At 72.2% G+C, this 20,866-nt stretch carries 24 protein-coding genes; 16 read left to right on the top strand and 8 right to left on the bottom strand.

Annotation, left to right across the window (positions count from 1 at the left end; all coding sequences use genetic code 11):
- Positions 1–24: 24 nt before the first annotated feature.
- The gene (locus tag ACQPYE_RS34535; RefSeq protein WP_498717284.1) at positions 25–402 is read left to right on the top strand and encodes a hypothetical protein; all 378 of its coding nucleotides are present in this window, start codon (positions 25–27) and stop codon (positions 400–402) included.
- On the opposite strand, the gene paaI is transcribed toward ACQPYE_RS34535, so the two are convergent.
- Positions 365–778 (bottom strand): hydroxyphenylacetyl-CoA thioesterase PaaI, encoded by a 414-nt coding sequence (gene paaI / locus ACQPYE_RS34530; protein ID WP_498717283.1) that lies wholly within the window; start codon positions 776–778, stop codon positions 365–367. The genes ACQPYE_RS34535 and paaI overlap by 38 nt on opposite strands.
- A gap of 22 nt (positions 779–800) precedes the next feature.
- On the opposite strand from paaI, the gene ACQPYE_RS34525 reads away from it, so the two are divergent.
- Positions 801–941, top strand: a complete 141-nt coding sequence (locus ACQPYE_RS34525) for a hypothetical protein (RefSeq protein WP_498717282.1) — start codon at positions 801–803, stop codon at positions 939–941.
- A gap of 116 nt (positions 942–1,057) precedes the next feature.
- Here the strand turns inward: ACQPYE_RS34525 and ACQPYE_RS34520 are convergent, their stop codons facing one another.
- The gene (locus tag ACQPYE_RS34520) at positions 1,058–2,245 is read right to left on the bottom strand and encodes a cellulose binding domain-containing protein (RefSeq protein ID WP_498717281.1); all 1,188 of its coding nucleotides are present in this window, start codon (positions 2,243–2,245) and stop codon (positions 1,058–1,060) included.
- Between the two features lie 129 nt (positions 2,246–2,374).
- On the opposite strand from ACQPYE_RS34520, the gene ACQPYE_RS34515 reads away from it, so the two are divergent.
- Complete coding sequence (locus ACQPYE_RS34515) at positions 2,375–3,385, top strand: methionine synthase (protein WP_498717279.1); 1,011 nt, start codon at positions 2,375–2,377, stop codon at positions 3,383–3,385.
- A 1-nt stretch (position 3,386) separates the two neighbouring features.
- On the opposite strand, the gene ACQPYE_RS34510 is transcribed toward ACQPYE_RS34515, so the two are convergent.
- Positions 3,387–3,890, bottom strand: coding sequence for a GNAT family N-acetyltransferase (locus ACQPYE_RS34510; RefSeq protein ID WP_498717277.1), 504 nt, complete (start codon positions 3,888–3,890; stop codon positions 3,387–3,389).
- A gap of 11 nt (positions 3,891–3,901) precedes the next feature.
- Complete coding sequence (locus ACQPYE_RS34505) at positions 3,902–4,807, bottom strand: LysR family transcriptional regulator (protein ID WP_498717276.1); 906 nt, start codon at positions 4,805–4,807, stop codon at positions 3,902–3,904.
- 72 nt (positions 4,808–4,879) lie between these two features.
- Between ACQPYE_RS34505 and ACQPYE_RS34500 the strand changes: the two genes are divergently transcribed.
- The 3 genes from ACQPYE_RS34500 to ACQPYE_RS34490 are packed head-to-tail and all read left to right on the top strand — an operon-like array spanning position 4,880 to position 8,167.
- Positions 4,880–5,509, top strand: coding sequence for a succinate dehydrogenase cytochrome b subunit (locus ACQPYE_RS34500; RefSeq protein ID WP_498717275.1), 630 nt, complete (start codon positions 4,880–4,882; stop codon positions 5,507–5,509).
- Position 5,510: 1 nt separating this feature from the next.
- On the top strand, positions 5,511–7,424 hold the full coding sequence (locus ACQPYE_RS34495; RefSeq protein ID WP_498717274.1) for a fumarate reductase/succinate dehydrogenase flavoprotein subunit: 1,914 nt from the start codon (positions 5,511–5,513) through the stop codon (positions 7,422–7,424).
- Positions 7,421–8,167 carry a succinate dehydrogenase/fumarate reductase iron-sulfur subunit gene (locus ACQPYE_RS34490; RefSeq protein WP_498717273.1) on the top strand — a complete coding sequence of 249 codons (747 nt, stop codon included), beginning with the start codon at positions 7,421–7,423 and terminating at the stop codon, positions 8,165–8,167. The genes ACQPYE_RS34495 and ACQPYE_RS34490 overlap by 4 nt, the downstream gene beginning before the upstream one ends.
- Here the strand turns inward: ACQPYE_RS34490 and ACQPYE_RS34485 are convergent.
- Complete coding sequence (locus ACQPYE_RS34485; protein WP_498717272.1) at positions 8,143–8,991, bottom strand: YeiH family protein; 849 nt, start codon at positions 8,989–8,991, stop codon at positions 8,143–8,145. The two genes, ACQPYE_RS34490 and ACQPYE_RS34485, sit on opposite strands and share 25 nt — an antisense overlap.
- 11 nt (positions 8,992–9,002) lie before the next feature.
- Here ACQPYE_RS34485 and ACQPYE_RS34480 point away from each other — a divergent pair, with 11 nt between their 5' ends.
- From ACQPYE_RS34480 to ligA, 3 genes are read left to right on the top strand one after another with little or no spacing between them, the layout of a single operon-like run.
- Positions 9,003–9,893, top strand: coding sequence for a LysR substrate-binding domain-containing protein (locus ACQPYE_RS34480; RefSeq protein WP_498717271.1), 891 nt, complete (start codon positions 9,003–9,005; stop codon positions 9,891–9,893).
- Positions 9,894–9,917: 24 nt separating this feature from the next.
- Positions 9,918–10,568, top strand: a complete 651-nt coding sequence (locus ACQPYE_RS34475; protein WP_498717270.1) for a hypothetical protein — start codon at positions 9,918–9,920, stop codon at positions 10,566–10,568.
- A gap of 31 nt (positions 10,569–10,599) precedes the next feature.
- Positions 10,600–12,768 carry an NAD-dependent DNA ligase LigA gene (gene ligA / locus ACQPYE_RS34470; protein ID WP_498717269.1) on the top strand — a complete coding sequence of 723 codons (2,169 nt, stop codon included), beginning with the start codon at positions 10,600–10,602 and terminating at the stop codon, positions 12,766–12,768.
- Between the two features lie 379 nt (positions 12,769–13,147).
- Here the strand turns inward: ligA and ACQPYE_RS34465 are convergent, their stop codons facing one another.
- Complete coding sequence (locus ACQPYE_RS34465; RefSeq protein WP_498717268.1) at positions 13,148–13,588, bottom strand: phosphatase domain-containing protein; 441 nt, start codon at positions 13,586–13,588, stop codon at positions 13,148–13,150.
- Positions 13,589–13,740: 152 nt separating this feature from the next.
- Here ACQPYE_RS34465 and ACQPYE_RS34460 point away from each other — a divergent pair, with 152 nt between their 5' ends.
- Positions 13,741–14,247 carry a GNAT family N-acetyltransferase gene (locus ACQPYE_RS34460; protein WP_498717267.1) on the top strand — a complete coding sequence of 169 codons (507 nt, stop codon included), beginning with the start codon at positions 13,741–13,743 and terminating at the stop codon, positions 14,245–14,247.
- Here the strand turns inward: ACQPYE_RS34460 and ACQPYE_RS34455 are convergent.
- Entirely contained in the window at positions 14,228–14,638 is a 411-nt protein-coding gene (locus tag ACQPYE_RS34455) for an SWIM zinc finger family protein (protein WP_201437051.1), read from the bottom strand. The two genes, ACQPYE_RS34460 and ACQPYE_RS34455, sit on opposite strands and share 20 nt — an antisense overlap.
- A 26-nt stretch (positions 14,639–14,664) precedes the next feature.
- Between ACQPYE_RS34455 and ACQPYE_RS34450 the strand changes: the two genes are divergently transcribed.
- Both ACQPYE_RS34450 and ACQPYE_RS34445 read left to right on the top strand, forming a co-directional pair.
- Positions 14,665–15,393, top strand: a complete 729-nt coding sequence (locus ACQPYE_RS34450) for a 3-keto-5-aminohexanoate cleavage protein (protein ID WP_498717266.1) — start codon at positions 14,665–14,667, stop codon at positions 15,391–15,393.
- 30 nt (positions 15,394–15,423) lie between these two features.
- Entirely contained in the window at positions 15,424–16,062 is a 639-nt protein-coding gene (locus ACQPYE_RS34445) for a LysE family translocator (protein ID WP_498717265.1), read from the top strand.
- 160 nt (positions 16,063–16,222) lie between these two features.
- On the opposite strand, the gene ACQPYE_RS34440 is transcribed toward ACQPYE_RS34445, so the two are convergent.
- Positions 16,223–16,876: an ACT domain-containing protein gene (locus tag ACQPYE_RS34440; RefSeq protein WP_498717263.1), complete on the bottom strand. Its 654-nt coding sequence runs from the start codon at positions 16,874–16,876 to the stop codon at positions 16,223–16,225.
- 224 nt (positions 16,877–17,100) lie between these two features.
- On the opposite strand from ACQPYE_RS34440, the gene gatC reads away from it, so the two are divergent.
- The 4 genes from gatC to gatB are packed head-to-tail and all read left to right on the top strand — an operon-like array spanning position 17,101 to position 20,601.
- Complete coding sequence (gatC, locus tag ACQPYE_RS34435; protein ID WP_015104569.1) at positions 17,101–17,400, top strand: Asp-tRNA(Asn)/Glu-tRNA(Gln) amidotransferase subunit GatC; 300 nt, start codon at positions 17,101–17,103, stop codon at positions 17,398–17,400.
- The gene (gatA, locus tag ACQPYE_RS34430) at positions 17,397–18,914 is read left to right on the top strand and encodes an Asp-tRNA(Asn)/Glu-tRNA(Gln) amidotransferase subunit GatA (protein WP_498717262.1); all 1,518 of its coding nucleotides are present in this window, start codon (positions 17,397–17,399) and stop codon (positions 18,912–18,914) included. The genes gatC and gatA overlap by 4 nt, the downstream gene beginning before the upstream one ends.
- Positions 18,911–19,102 (top strand): hypothetical protein, encoded by a 192-nt coding sequence (locus ACQPYE_RS34425; RefSeq protein ID WP_498717261.1) that lies wholly within the window; start codon positions 18,911–18,913, stop codon positions 19,100–19,102. The genes gatA and ACQPYE_RS34425 overlap by 4 nt, the downstream gene beginning before the upstream one ends.
- On the top strand, positions 19,099–20,601 hold the full coding sequence (gatB, locus tag ACQPYE_RS34420) for an Asp-tRNA(Asn)/Glu-tRNA(Gln) amidotransferase subunit GatB (protein ID WP_498717260.1): 1,503 nt from the start codon (positions 19,099–19,101) through the stop codon (positions 20,599–20,601). Before ACQPYE_RS34425 ends, gatB begins: the two co-directional genes overlap by 4 nt.
- Positions 20,602–20,866: the final 265 nt, after the last annotated feature.

Below are 20,866 nucleotides of genomic sequence, written 5' to 3'. Positions count from 1 at the left end.
GCCGCCGACCCTAGCTTTCGAGCCATGACGACAACTCAGGTCCGCCACGACGGTCTCCTCCGCTTCGCCCTCAAGCTCGACGGTGTCGGGTCGGGCGGGCTCGGCCTGCTGGCCCTGCTCTTCGACCTCCCGCTGGGATTGCCGCGAGGTCTGGTGATCGGGCTCGGCGCATTTCTCGTCGCCTACGGTGTGGGCGTCTTCCTGCTCGGCCTGCGGCCCATTCGCCCACTGGTCGCGGTGGTGGTGATCGGTAATTCGGTGTGGGTGCTGGACAGCTTCCTGACCGCGTTCGCCGGGTGGTTCCCGGTGACCGGGCTCGGCGTTCTCCTGATCGTCGCCCAGGCGGTCGCCGTGCTCGGGTTCATCACCCTCCAGGTGCTGGGTCTGCGCCGTTCGGCCTGAGGGTCCGGCTCCGGCCGCGGAACTCGGCCACCACCTGGTCGCCGCGGCGCACGGTGATGTCGTAGATCCCGCTGCGCCCGAACCGCGCCCGTTGCACCGCCTCGGCCACCAGCTCGTCCCCCTCGTGCACGGGGGCGATGAAGTCGATCTCCGCCTGCGCCGCCACGGTCACCGAGCCGTGGCGGTTGCACGCGCAGGCGAAGGCGGTGTCGGCGAGCAGGAACACGTACCCGCCGTGCCCGATGCCGTGACCGTTGACCATCTGGCCGGTGACGGTCATGGCGAGCTTGGCCGTGCCGTCGCCGAGTTCGAGCGCCCGGATGCCCAGGGCGGTCGACGCGGCGTCGTTGGCGAGCATCTCCGCGGGTCCGTTCATGCCCGCACCTTAGGGTTCACGGGTGCTGGACATCATCCGCGCGGTCGGGTTGTTCGCGGTGACGAACGTGGACGACATCGTGCTGCTGGCGTTGTTCTTCGCGCTCGGTCGGGTGATAGAGGGCCGGTTGCGGCCGGGTGCGGCGTTCATCGCCGGTGCGTGACGGCGTTCGCCCCGGCGGGTTTCACGGAGCTGTTCGAGGTGGTGGAGGTCCGGTGACCGGTCGGGCTGTGGCGTGAGGTCCGGATCGGTTCGTTCAACCGGTGGTGTCTGGGCAGGTCAGGCGGTGAAGCCCTTGAAGATGTTGGTGAACTCGTACTGGGTCTGGCTGATGCTGCTGCACGTCGGCGAGATGCCGCCGCCCGGGCAGTTGCCGTTGTCACGGCCCACCGACCAGAAGCCCAGCAGGCCGATGCGGTTCGTGTTGGCCCACGTCACGAGTTTGCGCGCATGCGCCTGGGTGAAGACCTTGCCGTTGAAGTTGCGGCCGATCATCGGGGTCACGCCGAGCAGGCGCTTCAGCTCCGCGTCCGACTTGGCGGGCCAGATCTGCTTCATCTGGCGCAGGCTGCTCTCCGCGGCGGCGATGACGGCGTCGCCCCAGTCCGGGCGGGAGGAGCCGAACTCCATGGTCATCGGGTTGACCAGGACGGTCAGGTCCTTGGCGGCGGCGTTCTGCAGGATCTGCACCGAGTACGGGTCCATGCCGTAGTCGTCGCCCTGCACGCGCATCGTGTAGCTGATCGACGTGCCGCGCTCGGTTTGCAGGCGCTTCAACGCGGTGTTCACCACGTCGTGCGGGATGGCGGCCTCGACGTCCACGTCCAGGTGGTTGCTGCCGACGGCGTCGAGGACCTTCTTGTACGCGGCCAGCAGCGCGTCGGCGGTGGGGCACGAATACTCCAGGTAAGGCCCGGCCGCGCCACCGGTCGCCACGATCACGTCGCCGCCCAACGCCTTCAAGGCGCGTACGTCGTCGATGATCCGGCTGTCGTCCAACGGGATCGTGCCGCCCCACGACGGGTTGCAGCCACTGCTGTCCGCCAGCGCGAAGGCGAGGGTGAACACCTTCTGGCCGGTGGCACGGGCGACCGACTCCAGCGACGGGGTCGGCATGGTGACGTCCACGTACGGCGCCGACTTCAGGCTGCCGGGGAGAGGTGGCTGGTCCGAAGTGGTCGTGGTGGTGGTCGTGGTCGTCGTGCCGCCGGTGCAGGGTTGGCCGTTGAGCTTGCAGTTGGCGGGCACGCCGGAGCCGTTCACCAGGAACCCGAACGACGTGGACGCGCCCGCCGCCAAGCCGCCGTTGTACTCGCGGTTGGTGAACGTGTGGTGCGAGCCGCCGCTGGTCAGCGTGGCGTCCCAGTACGAGCCGGGCGTGCTGCCCGCCGGCAGGTCGAACTCCCGTGCAGGGGGACGGGGTGGGAGTGGTGCGGGAGCGCGGGGCGCGGCACGCCCCCACACCACGTCGTGGCGGTGCCCGCGAACACCGTCGGCACCGACATGGTGACCGTAAGTGGACTGGACCATTTCGTCAATGGGTCTAGACCTTTTCGGTTCCGAACGGTCCGGCGCCCGTGGTGGGAGACTGTGCGGGTGGATGCCCTCCCTTGGTCCGCCGGCGCCGCAACCGGCATCGGCTCGCTACCCGGAACCGACCCGCTGGAGGCCGCCAGGATCGTTCTCGGCGAACTCCCCGACCTTCCCCACCTGCCCGAACTCCCCGCGCGGGGCGTCGGCGCGGACATGATCGGCCGCACCGCCGCGCTCCTGGTCGACCTCCCGGTCGAGGTGGTCCCGTCCGGCTGGCGGAGCGCCGCGCACCCCGGCAAGGACCACCGCCGCGCGGTGGACCTGCTGCGCCGCGACCTGGACGCGTTCGAGGAGGCCGCCGACCCCGTGCCGCCGCCGGTCGTCAAGGTGCAGTCCACCGGACCGTGGACGCTCGCGGCGAGCGTCGAGCTGGCGCGCGGCCACCGAGTGCTGACCGACAAGGGCGCGCTGCGCGAGTACACCCAGTCGCTGGTCGAAGGGCTCAACCGGCACGTCGCCGAGGTCGCCAAGCGCACCGGCGCGAAGGTCGTCGTGCAGCTGGACGAACCCGGCCTGCCCGCCGTGCTGCACGGCCTGCTGCCGACGCCGTCCAAGCTGGGCACGGTCGCCGCGGTTCCCGAGCCGGACGCGCGCGCCCTGCTCCAGGCCGTGATCGACGGCGTCGACGCGGACGTGATCGTGCACTGCTGCGCGTCGAAGCCGCCGGTCAAGTTGCTGCGCGAGGCGGGTGCGCGGGCCGTGTCGTTCGACCTCACCGTCCTGGACGACACGATGTGGGACGAGATCGGCGAGGCGTGGGAGGAGAAGACCCAGCTGTTCCTCGGCCTGGCCCCGAGCACCGACCCGACCACGAAGCAGACGCTGAGGTCGCTGGCCCAGCCCGCGCTGGACCTGGTGGACCGGCTCGGTTTCCCGCGCTCGATCCTCGGCACGCACGCGGTGCCGACGCCGACGTGCGGCATGGCGGGCGCGAGCGAGAAGTGGGTGCGGCGGGCGCTGGCGCTGACCCGGGACGTGGGCAAGGCGTTCGTGGAACCGCCCGAGGACTGGTGACCTAGAGGTCGGCGAACGGCGCGGCGTAGGTGAAGGGACCGGTGAGGTCGGGGGAGTGCGCGGTGAGGGCGCGGGCCTGGAAGTACGGGGTCCAGTCCGGGTCCGGCGGGGTGATGCCGTAGGTGGACGCCGGGACGAAGCCGAAGCGCGAGTAGTACGCCGGGTCGCCCAGCAGGACGACCAGGGGCTCGTCCAAGGCGTCCGCGGCACCCAGGACGGTGTGCACGAGAGCCTTGCCGACGCCGGAACGCTGGTGGGCGGGCAGCACGCTCAGCGGGCCGAGGCCCAGGGCGGGAGCGCCGCCGACCGAGCCGCGCGTGCACACCACGTGACCGACGACCGCGCCGCCCACCTCGGCGACCAGCGACAACGCCGGGATCCACCCCGGATCCGCCCGCAGCGCGCCGACCAGCCCCGCCTCACCGCCCGGTCGCGCCGCGAACGCGGCCTCCGTCACGTCGTGGATGACCTGGACGTCTGCGGCGGTCTCGCGTCGGATCAGCACGACACGGCACCCTACGGCCCCACCAGGTGAACCCCCGAGGGCATTTCCGCCTCGCGCAGGAACGCCAGCAGCACGCTCTGGAACGCCCGCCCGGCCGACGTCGGCGCCACGTCCGTCCGGTGCGCCAGCGCCACCGTCCGGGTCGTCGCCGGCGTCAACGCCGTGCCGTGCAACGACCGCGTGGCCAGCACCGTGCTCGGCACGATCGCCACCCCCAACCCCACCTCCACGAACCGCAGCACGGCGTCCATCTCCCCGCCCTCCACCGCGAACCGCGGCTCGAACCCCGCCTGCCGGCACGCCGCCAACGTCGTCTCCCGCAGGTCGTAGCCCGGTCGGAACATCACCAGCGGCTGGTCGCGCAGGTCCGTCAACGGCATCCGGGTCACCCCCAGCGGTGACGCCGACGCCACCACCAGCTCCTCCCGCAGCACCGGCACCACGGTCAGCGCCCGGTCGGCGTCCGCCGGCGACACGATCACCAGCGCCAGGTCCAGCTGCCCCGCCTCCAACGCCGCCACCAGGTCTCGCGACCCGCCCTCCGTCACCGACACCTGGATGCCCGGGTAGGCGTCGTGGTACCGCTTGATCACGTCCGCGAACAGGCTCACGCACAGGCTCGGCGTCGCGCCCACCCGCACCCGCCCCCGCCGCAGCCCCACCAGCTCGGCCACCTCCAGCCGCGCCGTGTCCACATCGGACAGGATCCGGGCGGCCACTGGCAGCAGCGCCTCGCCCGCCGGCGTCAGCGTGACGTTCCCGCGCGCCCGGCTGAACAGCTCCGCGCCCAGCTCCTTCTCCAACGCGTGGATCTGCTTGGACAGTGAGGGCTGCGCCACACGCGCCTCCGCCGCCGCCCGCGTGAAGTGCCGCGTCCGGGCCACTGCCAGGAAGTACACGAGCTGCTGGAGCGTCATAGCCCCAGGCTATCTTCAGGCAGCTCACGATGTATTGGACGACTCGTCACCCCGGTTCCTAGCGTCAGCGACGTGGACACGATCGGGCTCTACCGCACCACCGTCGGCAAGAAGGTCGTCATGGCGGTCACCGGTGCCGGCCTGCTGCTGTACGTCGTCGTGCACATGCTCGGCAACCTGACCGTCTTCTCCGGTGCGGACGCGATCGACGGCTACGGCCGCTGGCTGCGCGAGATCGGCGCGGTCTGGCCGACCCGGGTGGTGCTCCTGGCCTGCGTGGCGCTGCACTTCGTCGCCGCCTATCAACTGACCGCCAGAGCGCGCAAGGCCAGGGGCCGGTACGAGCACCGCAGACGGGTCCAGGGCAGCTACGCGGCCCGCACGATGCGCTGGGGCGGCGTGATCATCGCCCTGTTCGTGGTCTACCACCTGCTCGACCTCACCGTCGGGTGGCTCAACCCCCACGGCGTGCCCGGCGAGATCCACGCGAACGTGGTCGCCGACTTCCGGCACTGGTACGTGGTGCTGGCGTACTCGGTCGCCGTGCTGGCCCTGGGCTTCCACATCCGCCACGGCGTGTGGAGCGCCACCCAGACCCTCGGCGTCACCACCTCGCGCGTGATCGGCCTCGGCGTCGCCGTGGTGATCTGCGCCGGTTTCCTCTCCGTTCCCTTCGCCGTCTTCACCGGATTGGTGAGCTGACATGTTCTTCTCCGAAGGCGCCCCGATCGCCGACCAGCGCGTGCCGGTCGGCCCGATCGAAGCCCGCTGGGACCGCCGCCGCTTCTCCGCCCGGCTGGTCAACCCCGCGAACCGGCGCAACCGCAGCGTGATCGTGGTCGGCACGGGCCTCGCGGGCGGCTCGGCCGCGGCGACGCTGGCCGAGCTGGGCTACCAGGTCAAGTCGTTCTGCTACCAGGACAGCCCGCGCCGCGCGCACAGCATCGCCGCGCAGGGCGGCATCAACGCGGCCAAGAACTACCGCAACGACGGCGACAGCGTGCACCGGCTGTTCCACGACACCGTCAAGGGCGGCGACTTCCGCTCCCGCGAGTCGAACGTGCACCGGTTGGCGCAGATCAGCGTCGAGATCATCGACCAGTGCGTGGCGCAGGGCGTGCCGTTCGCGCGCGAGTACGGCGGCCTGCTCGACACCCGCTCGTTCGGCGGCGCGCAGGTCTCCCGCACGTTCTACGCCCGAGGCCAGACCGGACAGCAACTGCTGCTCGGCGCCTACCAGGCGTTGGAGCGCCAGATCGCCGCCGGCCGCGTCGAGATGCACCCGCGCACCGAGATGCTGGACCTCGTCGTGGTGGACGGCCGGGCGCGCGGGATCGTGGTGCGCGACCTCGTCAGCGGCGCGGTGTCCACCCACTTCGCGGACGCCGTCGTGCTCGCCACCGGCGGCTACGGCAACGTGTTCCACCTCTCCACCAACGCCAAGGGCTGCAACACCACCGCGATCTGGCGGGCGCACCGGCGCGGCGCGCTGTTCGCGAACCCGTGCTTCACCCAGATCCACCCGACGTGCATCCCGATCAGCGGCGACCACCAGTCGAAGCTCACGCTGATGAGTGAATCCCTGCGCAACGACGGCCGCGTGTGGGTGCCGCGCGACCCGCACGACACCCGTGCGCCGAACGACATCCCCGAGGCCGACCGGGACTACTTCCTGGAGCGCATGTACCCGGCGTTCGGCAACCTCGTGCCGCGCGACATCGCGTCACGGGCGGCCAAGAACATCTCCGACGAGAAGCGCGGCGTCTACCTGGACTTCGCCGACGCCGTCGGGCGCCTCGGCGCGCTCGCCGTCGAACAGCGCTACGGGAACCTGTTCGAGATGTACCAGCGCATCACCGGCGACGACCCGTACCGGACGCCGATGCGCATCTACCCGGCCGTGCACTACACGATGGGTGGATTGTGGGTGGACTACGACCTGCGCTCCACGATCCCCGGCCTGTACGTGATCGGCGAGGCGAACTTCTCCGACCACGGCGCGAACCGGCTGGGCGCGTCGGCGTTGATGCAGGGCCTGGCGGACGGCTACTTCGTGCTGCCCGGCGTGATCGGGGACTACCTGGCCGACGCGCCGTTCGACGCGGTCGACGACAGCCACCCGGTCGTCGCCGACACCGTGTCCGAGGTGCGCGGACGGGTGAAGACGTTGCTGGCCGTGGACGGCGACCGCACGGTCGAGTCGTTCCACCGCGAGCTGGGCAGGCTGATGTGGGACGAGTGCGGCATGGAGCGCGACGAGGCGGGGCTGCGCAAGGCGTTGGAGCGCATCCCGGAGCTGCGCGACGAGTTCTGGCAGCGGGTGAAGGTGCCCGGCGCCGGCGAGCGGCTGAACCAGGAGCTGGAGAAGGCCGGCCGGGTCGCGGACTTCTTCGAGCTGGCGGAGCTGATGTGCGTGGACGCCCTGCACCGCGCGGAGTCGTGCGGCGGCCACTTCCGGTCGGAGAGCCAGACCCCGGACGGCGAGGCGGCGCGGGACGACGCGAACTACTCGTACGTCGCCGCGTGGGAGTACACGGGCGTGGGCCGGCCGCCCGTGCTGCACAAGGAAGAGCTGGTCTTCGAGCACGTCACGCCGAGCACCCGGAGCTACTCGTGAAGCTGACCCTGCGGATCTGGCGGCAGAGCGGCGCCACCGGCCGGCTGGTGGAGTACCACCTGGACGACCTCTCGCCGGACATGTCGTTCCTGGAAGCGCTGGACGTCCTCAACGAGCGGTTGATCACGTCCGGGCAGGAGCCGGTGGCGTTCGACCACGACTGCCGCGAGGGCATCTGCGGCGCGTGCGGGATGATGATCAACGGGATGGCGCACGGGCCGGAGAAGGCCACCACGGCGTGCCAGCTGCACCTGCGGCACTTCCGCGACGGCGACGTGGTGACCGTGGAGCCGTGGCGGGCCGAGCCGTTCCCGGTGGTGCGCGACCTGGTGGTGGACCGGTCGGCGTTCGACCGGATCGTGGCGGCCGGCGGGTACGTCAGCGTGCCGACGGGGTCCGCGCCGGACGCGCACGCGACACCCGTGCCCAAGCCGGACGCGGACACGGCGTTCGAGGCGGCGGCGTGCATCGGCTGCGGCGCGTGCGTGGCGGCGTGCCCCAACGGGTCCGCGATGCTGTTCACCGCCGCCAAGACCACGCACCTCGGCGTGCTGCCGCAGGGTCAGCCGGAGCGGTACTCGCGGGCGCGGGACATGGTCGCCGAGCACGACGCGTCGGGCTTCGGCGGCTGCACGAACACCGGCGAGTGCACGTCGGCGTGCCCCAAGGGCATCCCGCTGACCACCATCGCCCGCCTGAACGCCGACCTGCTGCGCGCTCACACCACCCGCAGCGACAGGTAACCCGTCCCGCACACCAGGAGCGTGGCGAGCAGCCCCAGGAGCAGCGCCTTGGGGCTGGTCCGCACGAGGCTCCCGGGCCGCACCGACGTGCCCAGGCCGAACAGCGCGGCGGCCAGCACGATGGTCGTCGCGGTGCCGGCCACGTCCACGACAGCCGTCGGCACCAAGGGGCTGACCAGCATCAACGCCAGGAAACCGAGCAGGAAGCCGGGCACCGGCGGAGCGCCGCGACCACCGACACCGGCCACGATCGGCGCCAACAACGCCACCCGGCCCAGCTTCACCGCCATCGCCGTCGCCACACCGCCGGCCGGCGCGGCGGCGGCCACCTGCGCGACCTCGTGCACGCTCAGCCCGATCCACTGCGGCGAGGCGTCCAGCAGCGGCAGCGCGATCATCGCCAGCGTGCCGTAGAGCGTGACGAGGGCGATGCTGGTGGCCACGTGCCCGTCCTCGCGGTCCACCCGGCCCTCGACGGCGGCGATGGCCGACGCGCCGCAGATCGAGAAACCGGCGGCCACCAGCACGCACAGGCCACGCGGCAGGCCCAGCAGGCGGCCCAGCGCCACCGTGCCGAAGAACGTCACCGAGACCGTCACCACGATCGCGACCAGGACGCCGGGCCCCAGGTCGAGCAGTTGCCCGACCGACAGCCGCAGACCGAGGAGCACCACCCCGGCGCGCAGCAACCGGCGCGTGACGCCCGACAGATCCGGCAGGCGCCCACCCACCAGCACACCCAGGACCAACGCGGCGATCAGCACACCGCCCAGCCTCCGTCCACGCGCGCGCTTCCGGTAGGCGGCCGTCGGCTCCGGGGTCATACCCTGTGGCTATGACCCCGGACCTCGATTCGTTGCGCCTGCTGGTGCTCGTCGGGGAGCTGGGCAGCCTCGGCCGGGCCGCCGCGGAGCTGGGCGTCGCGCAACCGTCGGCGAGCAAGCGGCTGTCCACCCTGGAACGGCGCCTCGGCGTCGTGCTGGTCGACCGGGGACGGCGCGGCTCCGTGCTCACCCCCGCGGGCGTGGTCGTGACCGAACGGGCACGGCGGGTGCTGGACGAGGTCGCGGGCCTGGTGGAGGGCGCGCGGGCGCTGCGGTCGGCGCGGGAGGCCGAGCTGAGGGTCGCCGCCAGCATGACCGTGGCCGAGCACCTCGCGCCGAGCTGGATCGCCGAACTGCGCCGCGCCCGACCCGACCTGCGCGTCGGACTGCGGGTGACGAACTCGGAGACGGTCGGCGCACTCGTCCGCGACGGCGTGGTCGACCTCGGCTTCGTCGAAGCGCCAGGCCCGCTGCCAGGCCTTTCGTCGCGCAAAGTGGCCGTGGACCGGCTCGCGGTGGTCGTCGCGCCCGGTCACCCGTGGTGCCGCGGGCGTCGACCGCTCACCGCGCCGGAACTGGCCGCCACACCCCTCGTGATGCGGGAACGCGGCTCCGGCACCCGCGACACGCTGGACCGGGCGTTGCCGGACGCGTGCCCGCCCGCGTTGGAGCTCGGCTCCACCACCGCGGTGCGCGGCGCGGTGGTCGCCGGGGTCGCGCCCGCCGCGCTCAGCGTGCTCGCGGTGGGCGTCGACCTCGCCGAGGGCCGGCTGGTCGAGGTGCCGGCGGAGCTCGACCTGCGACGCGTGCTGCGCGCCGTGTGGCCGGGTGGGCGCAAGCTGGTCGGACCCGCGGCGGAACTGCTCGCGGTGGCCGCCCGGCGCGGTTCGGCGCAGCCGTAGTCCGGCCGTAGTTCAATGAGGGACATGAGCTGGTTCCGCCGCCGCACCGGGCCCGAGCCCGAACCCGTCCACCTGCCCAACCCGGCCGAAGCCGCGGTCGCGTTCTGGCAGGAGTGGTTCGAGCTGCTGCCCACCGTGAGCGCGGCCCTGGGCGACGGCGAGTCGTACCGGGTGGAGGGCGACCTCGGCGCGATGGTCGCCGCCATGCACCCCGACCTGGAGTTCTCCCTCGAACGCGGCCACCGCGCGATCTACGCCCTGGTGATCACCAGCCGTGAGGACCCGAGGCTGCGGCCCTACACCGACGCGTGGATCGGGGCCGCGCCGCCCGAGGACATGATCTGGGAGTACCACGACTCGGTGCCCGCGGTGCCGGACCCGACCCTGGTCACCATCAACCTCGGACCGCGCCGGATGCGGCTGGCCGACGTGCGCGTGGTCGCCCAGGTCTCGGACGGCCTGGTGGACGTCGCCGTCTACCACCCCGAGTTCGCCGGCCTCGACGACAAGGCCAGGCAGACCATGACGTTCCTCCCCCTGGACGTCACGCTGGGTGAGCGACTGGCCGGTGAACGACTCGGCCGGGTGGAAACGGCGTCCGCCGAGCCGGAGGGCACGATCGGCCTGCTGGAGTTCCGCGAACTGGTCCGCGCGATGGTCGGGGAACCCTCCTGAGGATGTCGGACCCCCTGGTTACCCTCAGGCCGTGACCAGCGACGACTCGTTGAACCCGACCCAGGCCCCCGCCGAGGGCGTCGAGGACGTGCCCGCCCGCGTGCGCGAGGAGCACGCCGCGCTGGCCGAGGTGGTGCGCGGGCACCAGTTCCGCTACTACGTGCTCGACTCGCCGACGGTCGGTGACGGCGAGTTCGACGCGCTGCTGCGGGAGCTGGAGGCGCTGGAGCGGGCGCACCCCGGGCTCGCCACCCCGGACTCGCCCACCCAGCTCGTCGGCGGCACGTTCTCGACCGAGTTCAAGGCGGTCGACCACCTGGAGCGGATGCTCAGCCTCGACAACGTGTTCTCCGCCGAGGAGCTGCAAGGCTGGTACGAGCGGGTGCGCAAGGAGGTCGGCGCGGACGCCCACTTCCTGTGCGAGCTGAAGATCGACGGGTTGGCGATCAACCTGCTCTACGAGCACGGGCGCCTGGTCCGGGCCCTGACCCGCGGCGACGGGCGGACCGGCGAGGACGTCACGCTCAACGTCCGCACCCTGCCGGACGTGCCGGAGACGTTGACCGGCACGGACGAGTACCCGGTGCCCGCGCTGGTCGAGGTGCGCGGCGAGGTGTTCTTCGCCGTGGAGGACTTCCTGGAGCTCAACGCGCGGCTCGTGGAAGCCGGCAAACCGCCCTTCGCGAACCCGCGCAACACCGCCGCCGGGTCGCTGCGGCAGAAGGACCCGAAGGTCACCGCGTCGCGCCGGCTGCGGATGATCTGCCACGGGCTGGGCAAGCGCGAGGGGTTCGAGCTGACCCGGCAGTCGTCGGCGTACGAGGCGCTGCGGGCGTGGGGGCTGCCGGTGTCGCCGCACACCGTCGTGCTGGGCACGTTCGAGGAGATCGGCGCGCACGTCGCGCACTGGGGCGAGCACCGGCACGACGCCGTGCACGAGATCGACGGCGTCGTCGTCAAGGTGGACGAGGTGTCGTTGCAACGGCGGCTCGGCAGCACGTCCCGCGCGCCGCGGTGGGCGATCGCGTTCAAGTACCCGCCGGAGGAGGCCACGACCACCCTGCTGGACATCAAGGTGCAGGTCGGGCGCACGGGTCGGGTGACGCCGTTCGCCGTGATGGAGCCGGTGAAGGTGGCGGGTTCGACGGTCGCCCGCGCCACCCTGCACAACGCCGCCGAGGTCAAGCGCAAGGGCGTGCTCATCGGCGACCGCATCGTGATCCGCAAGGCCGGTGACGTGATCCCCGAGGTGCTGGGTCCGGTGATCGACGCCCGCCCGGACGACGCCCGCCCGTTCGAGATGCCGTTGACCTGCCCCGAGTGCGGCCACGCGTTGCGCCCGATGAAGGAGGCGGACGTCGACATCCGGTGCCCCAACGCGGCGGGGTGCCCGGGGCAGCTGCGCGAGCGCCTGGCGTACCTGGCGTCGCGGTCGGCGTTGGACATCGAGGTGCTCGGGTTCGAGGCGGCGGCGGCCCTGGTCGACTCCCCGGTGTACGCCGACGAGGGCGACCTGTTCGACCTCGACGCGGACAAGCTGGGGCAGGTCGACCTGTTCCGCACCAAGGACGGCGACCTGACCGCGAACGCGGTGAAGCTGCTGGACAACCTGGAGGTGGTCAAGCAGCGTCCACTGTGGAGGGTCCTGGTCGCCCTGTCCATCCGCCACGTGGGCCCCACCGCCGCCCGTGCCCTGGCGCGGGAGTTCGGCTCCCTGTCGCGCGTCGTCGCGGCGACGGAGGAGGAACTGGCCGCCGCGGAGGGCGTCGGGCCGACCATCGCCACCGCCGTGCGCGAGTGGGTCGAGACCCCGTGGCGGCAGGCGGTCGTGGCCAGGTGGCAAGCCGCCGGCGTGCGCACCGCGGAGGAGCGGGACACCTCGGTCCCCCGCACCCTGGAGGGGCTGTCGATCGTGGTGACGGGTTCGCTGGAGACGTTCTCGCGGGACGAGGCCAAGGAGGCGATCCTGTCGCGCGGCGGCAAGGCGGTGGGCGCGGTGTCGAAGAAGACCGCGTTCGTCGTCGTCGGCGAGTCCCCGGGTTCCAAGGCGGACAAGGCGGAGCAGCTGAAGGTCCCGATCCTGGACGAAGCCGGCTTCCGCGTCCTGCTGGCCGACGGCCCGGAAGCCGCCACGGCGGTCGCCACCATCACCGAAGCCCCACCAGCGACTTCTCCGACTACCCCCGCCACGACCGAGTGATCACGATAGGAGTACCAAACCAAAACGCTGTTTCCGCCACCCTCGAACGTCGGTTGAAACAACGAGGCCGCCAACCAACCCCGCCCTCCCGCACCACCCACCTCCAGCACCCCGCCCACCTCACCCCGCCCACCTCACCCCGCCCACCTCACCCCGCCCACCTCACCCCAGGCACCCCACCGGCCGCACCGCCCGCGATGTCCCAGTCCGCGCCAGTGGCAGCTCGGGTTCGGCTATCGGGTCCGGACGTGGTGCCGCGCGGTCCGTCCGGCTGGTGGGCGAACCGGTGCACGGTTCGTCGGGCGCCTTCGGCGGCGGCCCGGGCCCGGAGGCCCGGGCCCGGATCGTGATCCGGGCCTGAACCGCGGACCGGACCACGTCAGGCGTGCGGGAAGCGTGCCACCCAGCGCTTCTGCCAGGGCGTCTCCACCGCGCGCCGGGTGAAGTGGGTCCGCGTCCACGCCACGGCGTCACCCGACGGAACGCCCGCCAGCACGGCCAGGCAGGCGATCACGGTGCCGGTCCGGCCGACGCCCCCGCCGCACGCCACCTCGACCCGTTCGCCGGCCACGGCCCGCGCGTGCAGGTCCCGGATCAGCGCCACGGCGTGCTCGGTCGACCTGGGCAACCGGAAGTCAGGCCACTCGACCCACTCGTGCGACCACGAAGGGGCGTCCGCGCGCGCCATCACCGCGCGCCGCATCCTGGGCGAACCGAGGTACAGCCCGTAGTCGGGCGTGCCCTCGGGAGTGGGGTTGCGCAGGCCGCGACCACGCACCAGAGCGCCGTCGGGCAGTTCGATCGCACCGGGAAGAGCCATCCCGACATCATCCCGCCCGCGGTCCTGCGGGCGGACGGGAGGTGCCCCCGCGGCATCCGCCCCACATCCAGCCGAAACCTTGATCGAACGCCCGCCGGCGCAGTTGGCTGGACGACAATCGGGGACGGTCCGATGACGCAGAGGGGAACCAGATGGCCGACATCGTGGTGAGGCCCGCCAGGGAAGACGAGTGGGCGGCGGCGGGGGAGATCACCGTGGCCGCCTACCGGGCCGACCGCCACATCGACAGCCACACCGGCGGGTACGCCGACACGCTGGTCGACGCGCGCACCCGCGCCCGCGAGGCGGAACTGCTGGTGGCGGTGGACGACGGGGACGCCGTGCTCGGCACCGTCACGGTGGTCCGGCCCGGCACCCCGTACGCCGAGGTCAGCCGGGACGGCGAGGTGGAGTTCCGGATGCTGGCGGTGAGCCCGTCGGCACGCGGGCGCGGGGTCGGTGAGGCGCTGGTGCGCGCGGCGATCGTGCGGGCGCGTGAGCTGGGCGCGCACCGGCTGGTGATGAGCAGCTCCGAGCACATGACCACGGCGCACCGCCTCTACCGGCGGCTGGGTTTCCACCGGCGGCCCGATCGCGACTGGCGGCCCGTGCCCGGCGTCGACGTGACCGCGCTCGGGTTCAGCCTCGAACTCGCATGATCTCGTCGCGCAGCGAACGGTCCCGCGCGGCCCGGTCGTAGAGCAGCTCCACCAGCGTCGCGTGGTCGAGCTCGGCGAGGCGGACGCGCAGCTCCTCGTCCTCCGCGTCCTGCGGCGGCACGGTCAGGCCGCGCTCCAGCAGCACCAGGCCGACCGCGACGCAGTGCTTGCAGAAGAACCCCTGCGACCCGTACGGGCACGTGCACGCGCCGTCCAGGCGGGTGTCCTCCCACTGGAGCGTCACCCGGTACTCGGCCGCGCCGACCACGACGCCTTCCACGTGCCGCGAGCGGACGGCCAGGTCGACCACGGCGTCCCGGTAGGTCAGCCCGCGCCAGTACGACTTGGCGCCCGCGTGGTGGCGCAGCAGGGCTGAGGTCAGCGTCGGCATGGCGGTATCCAACACCGTGTGGTTCGGTGGGTTCCGTGCTCCAGGCCTGTCTGAACGGCGCCCGTGAGCCGGGCAGCCACCCGAGTGTGCCGATCACGCCGCAGCAGCTGGCGGCCGACGCCGTGACGTGCGCCGAGCTGGGCGTGACGTCGTTCCACCTGCACCCGCGTGACGTGGTGGGACTGGAGGTGCTGGCCGGCCCGGAGGTCGCGACCTCGGTGTCCGTGGTGCGGGCGGCGGTGGCGCGGGCGACGATCGGCGTGACGACCGGCGCGTGGATCGTGCCGGACCCCGTGCGGCGGGCGGAGCTGGTGCGGGGGTGGGAGGGGCTGGCCGCCGGACGTCCCGACTTCGCGTCGGTCAACGTGCACGAGGACGGGTGGCTCGACGTCGCCGCCGCGTTGCGGGAGGCGGGCATCGGCGTCGAGCTCGGGGTGTTCCACGTCGAGGCGGCGCGGACGTTGCTGGACGTCGGCGTGCCCGCGGGGACGGTCCGGGTGCTGGCGGAGGTGCGGCCGGGAGAGACCGCGGAGCACGCGGCACGGCTGGTCGACCTGCTCGCGCCGCTCGGGGTGCCGGTCCTGCTGCACGGTGAGGACGACAGCGCGTGGCCGGTGCTGGACCACGCGGTGGCGTGCGGGCTGGACACCCGCATCGGCCTGGAGGACACGCTCACCTCGCGTGACGGCACGCCGGCCGCGGGCAACGCGCAGCTGGTGGAGCTGGCTCTCCAGGTCGTGGAAAAGCGCTGGTAGCGCGGTCGGGTGCCGTGGTTTCGTTGCGCCATGGTGTCCACCGACCGGCTTCTCGCCTTCGCGGCCATGTCGTTCCTGCTGATCGTGATCCCGGGGCCCAGCGTCCTGTTCGTGGTCGGGCGGGCGTTGGCGCAGGGTCGTCGTGCCGCGTTGATCACCGTCCTGGGCAACACGCTCGGCGCTTGTGCCCTGGTCGTGGCCGTCGCGTTCGGCGTCGGGGCGGTCGTGGAGCGGTCCGCGGTCGTGTTCACGACGGTGAAGCTGGCCGGCGCGGCGTACCTGGTGCACCTCGGGGTGAGGGCGGTGCGGCAGCGCGGGGCGATGCACGCGACGTTCACCGCCGGCGGTCCGGCGCGGGGCGGGCTGCGCACGTTGTGGGAGGGCTTCGCGGTCGGCGTGGCGAACCCGAAGACGATCGTGTTCTTCGCCGCCGTGCTGCCGCAGTTCGTGGATCGCGCCCAAGGTCACGTCGCCGCCCAGATGCTCCTGCTCGGCTTGGTGTTCAACGTCATCGCGGTGGCGTCCGACAGCATCTGGGGCCTCGCCGCCGCCACCGCGCGCACCTGGTTCGCCCGCTCACCGCGCCGCCTGGCCCTGGTGGGCGGCGCCGGCGGCCTGGCCATGATCGGCCTGGGCGTCACCATCGCCACCACGGGCTGCCACGACTGAACCCCCAGCCCACCGCGAGAGTCCTACCTCCAGCCCGCGAGAGTCCTACGTTCAGGTACCCCGAATTCAACGCTCGGGCACGGTGCCGCCACGCGTGAGCGTTGAACTCGGGGTGCGCGAACGTAGGACTCTCGCGCCGTGGAGGTAGGACTCTCGCGGGTTAGTCGGGGAGGACGACGGAGACGATGCCGGCCAGGTGGGCGAGGCGGGCGACTTCGGCGGCGCGGAACATCGGGCCGCCCGGGCGGCCCACCAGCAGGACGCGGTCCGGTTTGCCCAGGGGGGTGGCGGCCAGTTCGGTGCCCAGCTCCTGCCACGTCTCCGGGACCCACGGGTCCTCGCCGTCCAGCACGGTGGCGCGGGCCAGCGGGAGCCACGGCGGGGTCTGCAGCTTGGTCTCCGGCGCGGCCGAGGACGAGGTCAGCCGGCGCATGGTGCTGCCGTCCCACGACACGACCACCGCCCACCCCGCCCGGATGATCTTCGGCACGCCCTCGGTGAACACCACGAGCCCGTTGCGGGGGTCCTCGGCGACCTCCTCCACCAGCTCCAGCTCGCGGTGGGTGTCCAGCACGCCGGCGTACGGCCGGACCGCGTCCACCTCGACGCCTTCGATGGACTCCGCGGCCGTGATCAGCACGTCGGGCAGCCGCCCGGAGGGGAGTTCGACCACCAGGTCGTCGATGGCCAGGCCCGCCCCGCGCTCCACCACGTCCACGCTGAGGATGTCGGCCCCGATCGCGCCGAGCGCGGAGGCGACCGCGCCCAGGGTGCCGGGACGGTCCGGGAGCTGGACCCGGATCAGGAAGGACACGGTGCACGCCTCCAAAGGCTGTGGTGGAGCATCGGGGTGGAACTCGCCGGCCGATGATTCTCGCAGACGCAGCTTCGCTTTCCGACCCACCAGGGGCGTTGCGCACGGGTAAAATCGCGCACCCACGCGCGCGAGCGCGGGTAACCCGGTCGGAGGTCGGCCTGACCAGCCAATAGACTCGGCAGGTCCCAAATCCGAAAAACCGACCCACGGGGGTTGACGAGGTGCCCAGCATCTCCCGCGACGAGGTCGCGCACCTGGCCCGCTTGGCGAGGCTCGCCGTCACCGACGACGAGCTGGACCTGTTCGCCGGCCAGTTGGACGTGATCCTGCAGTCGGTGGCCACGGTGGGCGACATCGCCACCGCGGACATCCCGCCCACTTCGCACGCCGTTCCGCTGACCAACGTGTTCCGCGAGGACGTGGTGCGTCCCAGCCTCGGTCAGCAGCAGGCGCTCGCGGGCGCCCCCGCCGCCGAGGACGGCCGCTTCCGCGTGCCCCGCATCCTGGGGGAGGAAGCATGACCGCCGACCTGATCCGCAGCACGGCCGCCGAGCTGGCGGCCAAGATCGCGAGCCGCGAGGTCTCCGCGGTGGAGGTGGCCCAGGCGCACCTCGACCGGATCGCCGAGGTCGACGGCGCGGTCAACGCGTTCCTGCACGTCGACACCGAGGGCGCGTTGACCGCCGCCCGCAAGGTCGACGACGACATCGCCGCCGGCGCGCAGGTCGGTCCGCTGGCCGGCGTGCCGATCGCGCTCAAGGACGTGCTCACCACCGAGGGCGTGCCGACCACGGTCGGCTCGAAGATCCTCGAGGGCTGGGTGCCGCCCTACGACGCCACGGTCACCCGCAGGCTGAAGGAAGCCGGCGTGGTGATCCTCGGCAAGACCAACATGGACGAGTTCGCGATGGGCTCCTCCACCGAGAACTCCGCGTACGGCCCGACCCACAACCCGTGGGACCTGGACCGCATCCCGGGCGGCTCGGGCGGTGGCTCGGCGGCGGCGCTGGCCGCGTTCCAGGCGCCGCTGTCGATCGGCACGGACACCGGCGGCTCGATCCGCCAGCCCGGCGCGGTCACCGGCACGGTCGGCGTGAAGCCCACCTACGGCGGCGTCTCCCGGTACGGGCTGGTGGCGTTCTCGTCGTCGCTGGACCAGGCCGGGCCGTGCGCCCGGACGGTGCTGGACGCGGCCCTGCTGCACGAGGTCATCGCCGGGTACGACCCGATGGACTCCACCTCGATCAACGCGCCGGTCCCGCCCGTGGTGGCGGCGGCGCGCGAGGGCGCGAACGGCGACCTGTCCGGCGTGCGCGTCGGCGTGGTCACCCAGTTCAGCGGCGAGGGCTACCAGGCGGGCGTGCTGCGCAGCTTCGAGGCGGCCGTGGCGCAGCTCAAGCAGCTGGGCGCGGAGGTCGTCGAGGTCTCGTGCCCGAGCTTCGACTACGCGCTGCCCGCGTACTACCTGATCGCGCCCAGCGAGGCGTCGTCCAACCTGGCCCGCTTCGACGCGATGCGCTACGGCATCCGGGTGGGCGACGACGGCACCCGCAGCGCCGAGGAGGTCATGTCGCTGACCCGCGAGGCCGGTTTCGGCCCCGAGGTGAAGCGGCGCATCATGATCGGCACGTACGCGCTGTCGTCGGGCTACTACGACGCCTACTACGGCTCGGCGCAGAAGGTGCGCACGCTGATCAGCCGCGACTTCGACGCCGCGTTCGCCACCGTGGACGTGCTGGTCTCGCCGACCACGCCGACCACCGCGTTCCCGATCGGCGAGCGCACCGGCGACCCGATGGCGATGTACAAGGCCGACTTGTGCACGATCCCGGCGAACCTGGCCGGCAACGCCGCGATGAGCGTTCCCAGTGGACTGTCCGACGAGGACGGGCTGCCGGTGGGCCTGCAGATCATGGCGCCCGCGTTGCAGGACCACCGGATGTACCGGGTGGCGGCGGCGTACGAGGTGGCGCGGGACGCGGCGCTGGGCGCGACCGTGATCAGCGGCGTGCCGCAGTTGGCGGGTGCCCGGTGAAGCGGGGACGCACGATCCTGTCGCTGGTCGGCGCCGCGGGTGCGGCCACCAGCGCGTTCTCCACGTTGAAGGCGGCCCGCGGCAAGAACGACAAGCTCGCGCTGGCCAACGCGGCGGCGAGCATCCTGGTGGCGATCACGGGCGCGGCGCTGGCCGTGCGGGGTCTGCGGAAGGACGGCAAGGCATGACGTCGGTGCACGAGCTGATGGACTACGCCGAGGTCGTCGAGCGCTTCGACCCGGTGCTGGGGTTGGAGGTGCACGTCGAGCTGCACACCAACACCAAGATGTTCTGCGGCTGCGCGAACGTCTTCGGCGGCGAGCCGAACACGCAGGTCTGCCCGGTCTGCCTGGGCATGCCGGGCGCGCTGCCCGCGGTCAACGGCGTGGCGGTGGAGTCGGCGATCCGGATCGGGTTGGCGCTCAACTGCGAGATCGCGGAGTGGTGCCGGTTCGCCCGGAAGAACTACTTCTACCCGGACATGCCGAAGAACTTCCAGACCTCGCAGTACGACGAGCCGATCGCGTTCAACGGCTTCCTCGACGTGACGCTGGACGACGGCTCGCTGTTCCGGGTCGAGATCGAGCGCGCGCACATGGAGGAGGACACCGGCAAGTCGCTGCACGTCGGCGGCTCGGACGGGCGCATCCACGGCGCGGAGCACTCGCTGCTGGACTACAACCGCGCCGGCGTGCCGCTGATCGAGATCGTCACCAAGATGATCCCGGGCACCGGCGAGCGGGCGCCGGAGGTGGCGCGCGCGTACGTGACCGCGTTGCGCGACCTGCTCAAGGCGCTGGACGTGTCCGACGTCCGGATGGACCAGGGCTCGCTGCGGTGCGACGCGAACGTGTCGCTGTCCCCGAAGGGCTCGGGGGAGCTGGGCACGCGCACCGAGACCAAGAACGTGAACTCGCTGCGCAGCGTCGAGCGGGCGGTGCGGTTCGAGATGACCCGCCAGGCGGCGGTGCTGGCCGGCGGCGGCACGGTCACGCAGGAGACCAGGCACTTCGACGAGTCGACGGGGTCCACCTCGTCGGGCCGGAAGAAGGAGACCGCGGAGGACTACCGGTACTTCCCGGAGCCCGACCTGGTGCCCATCGCGCCCTCGCGCGAGTGGGTGGAGGAGCTGCGCGGCACGCTGCCCGAGCTGCCGTGGGAGCGCCGCAAGCGGGTGCGGCAGGAGTGGTCGCTGACCGACGCCGAGCTGCGCGACCTGGTCAACGCCGGCGCGGTGGACCTGGTGGCGGCCACGGTGGAGGCGGGCGCGACGCCCGCCGAGGCCCGGTCGTGGTGGGTGGCCTACCTGACCAAGGAGGCCAACGCCCGCGGTGTCGAGTTGGCCGGGCTGGGCATCACGCCGGCGCAGATCGCACGGGTGATCGGCCTGGTGAACTCCGGTGAGCTGACCAACAAGCTGGCGCGCGAGGTCGTCACCGGCGTGCTGGACGGCGAGGGCGAGCCCGAGGCGGTCGTCGAGGCGCGTGGCCTGAAGGTCGTCTCGGACGACTCCGCGCTGGAGCAGGCGGTGGACGAGGCGCTGGCGGCGCAGCCGGACGTGGCGGCGAAGATCCGCGACGGCAAGGTGGCGGCGGCCGGTGCGATCGTCGGCGCGGTGATGAAGGCGACGAAGGGTCAGGCGGACGCGAAGCGCGTGCGCGAGCTGATCATCGCCCGCTGTTCGTAGGGCACGTTCGGCGGTGGGGCGGTGTCGCGGTCGCGGCGCCGCCCCACCGCCGTTTTCGCGCCCGCGGGAGGATCGTCCACTCGCGAGCGGTCCATTCGCGATTCGGCCCTTCTCCGGACACCGTTGGTCACCATTTCGGGACGGCCCGTGTCCGGCCGGGAATGTCCGGGAGGCGATTCCACGCCGGACGGACCAAGCGGACTCGCCCTATTGCGGACCCAACGCGCCTTCAGCCTGTTAACACATTAGTCCGTTCGAGTGGTAA

It is taken from the genome of Actinosynnema sp. CA-299493 (genome assembly GCF_050946825.1).
Taxonomy (GTDB): domain Bacteria; phylum Actinomycetota; class Actinomycetes; order Mycobacteriales; family Pseudonocardiaceae; genus Actinosynnema.
This window is presented reverse-complemented; position numbering and strand designations above follow the sequence as displayed.

Excerpts from the sequence above, each read along its gene's own strand:
- ACQPYE_RS34535 (WP_498717284.1), top strand. The coding sequence starts at position 25 with ATGACGACAACTCAGGTCCGCCACGACGGTCTCCTCCGCTTCGCCCTC.
- ACQPYE_RS34465 (WP_498717268.1), bottom strand. The coding sequence starts at position 13,588 with ATGGCTCTTCCCGGTGCGATCGAACTGCCCGACGGCGCTCTGGTGCGT.
- gatA (WP_498717262.1), top strand. The coding sequence starts at position 17,397 with ATGACCGCCGACCTGATCCGCAGCACGGCCGCCGAGCTGGCGGCCAAG.
- ACQPYE_RS34495 (WP_498717274.1), top strand. The coding sequence starts at position 5,511 with ATGTTCTTCTCCGAAGGCGCCCCGATCGCCGACCAGCGCGTGCCGGTC.
- ACQPYE_RS34480 (WP_498717271.1), top strand. The coding sequence starts at position 9,003 with ATGACCCCGGACCTCGATTCGTTGCGCCTGCTGGTGCTCGTCGGGGAG.
- paaI (WP_498717283.1), bottom strand. The coding sequence starts at position 778 with ATGAACGGACCCGCGGAGATGCTCGCCAACGACGCCGCGTCGACCGCC.
- ACQPYE_RS34485 (WP_498717272.1), bottom strand. The coding sequence starts at position 8,991 with ATGACCCCGGAGCCGACGGCCGCCTACCGGAAGCGCGCGCGTGGACGG.
- ACQPYE_RS34460 (WP_498717267.1), top strand. The coding sequence starts at position 13,741 with ATGGCCGACATCGTGGTGAGGCCCGCCAGGGAAGACGAGTGGGCGGCG.
- gatB (WP_498717260.1), top strand. The coding sequence starts at position 19,099 with ATGACGTCGGTGCACGAGCTGATGGACTACGCCGAGGTCGTCGAGCGC.
- ACQPYE_RS34505 (WP_498717276.1), bottom strand. The coding sequence starts at position 4,807 with ATGACGCTCCAGCAGCTCGTGTACTTCCTGGCAGTGGCCCGGACGCGG.
- ACQPYE_RS34455 (WP_201437051.1), bottom strand. The coding sequence starts at position 14,638 with ATGCCGACGCTGACCTCAGCCCTGCTGCGCCACCACGCGGGCGCCAAG.
- ACQPYE_RS34475 (WP_498717270.1), top strand. The coding sequence starts at position 9,918 with ATGAGCTGGTTCCGCCGCCGCACCGGGCCCGAGCCCGAACCCGTCCAC.
- ACQPYE_RS34445 (WP_498717265.1), top strand. The coding sequence starts at position 15,424 with ATGGTGTCCACCGACCGGCTTCTCGCCTTCGCGGCCATGTCGTTCCTG.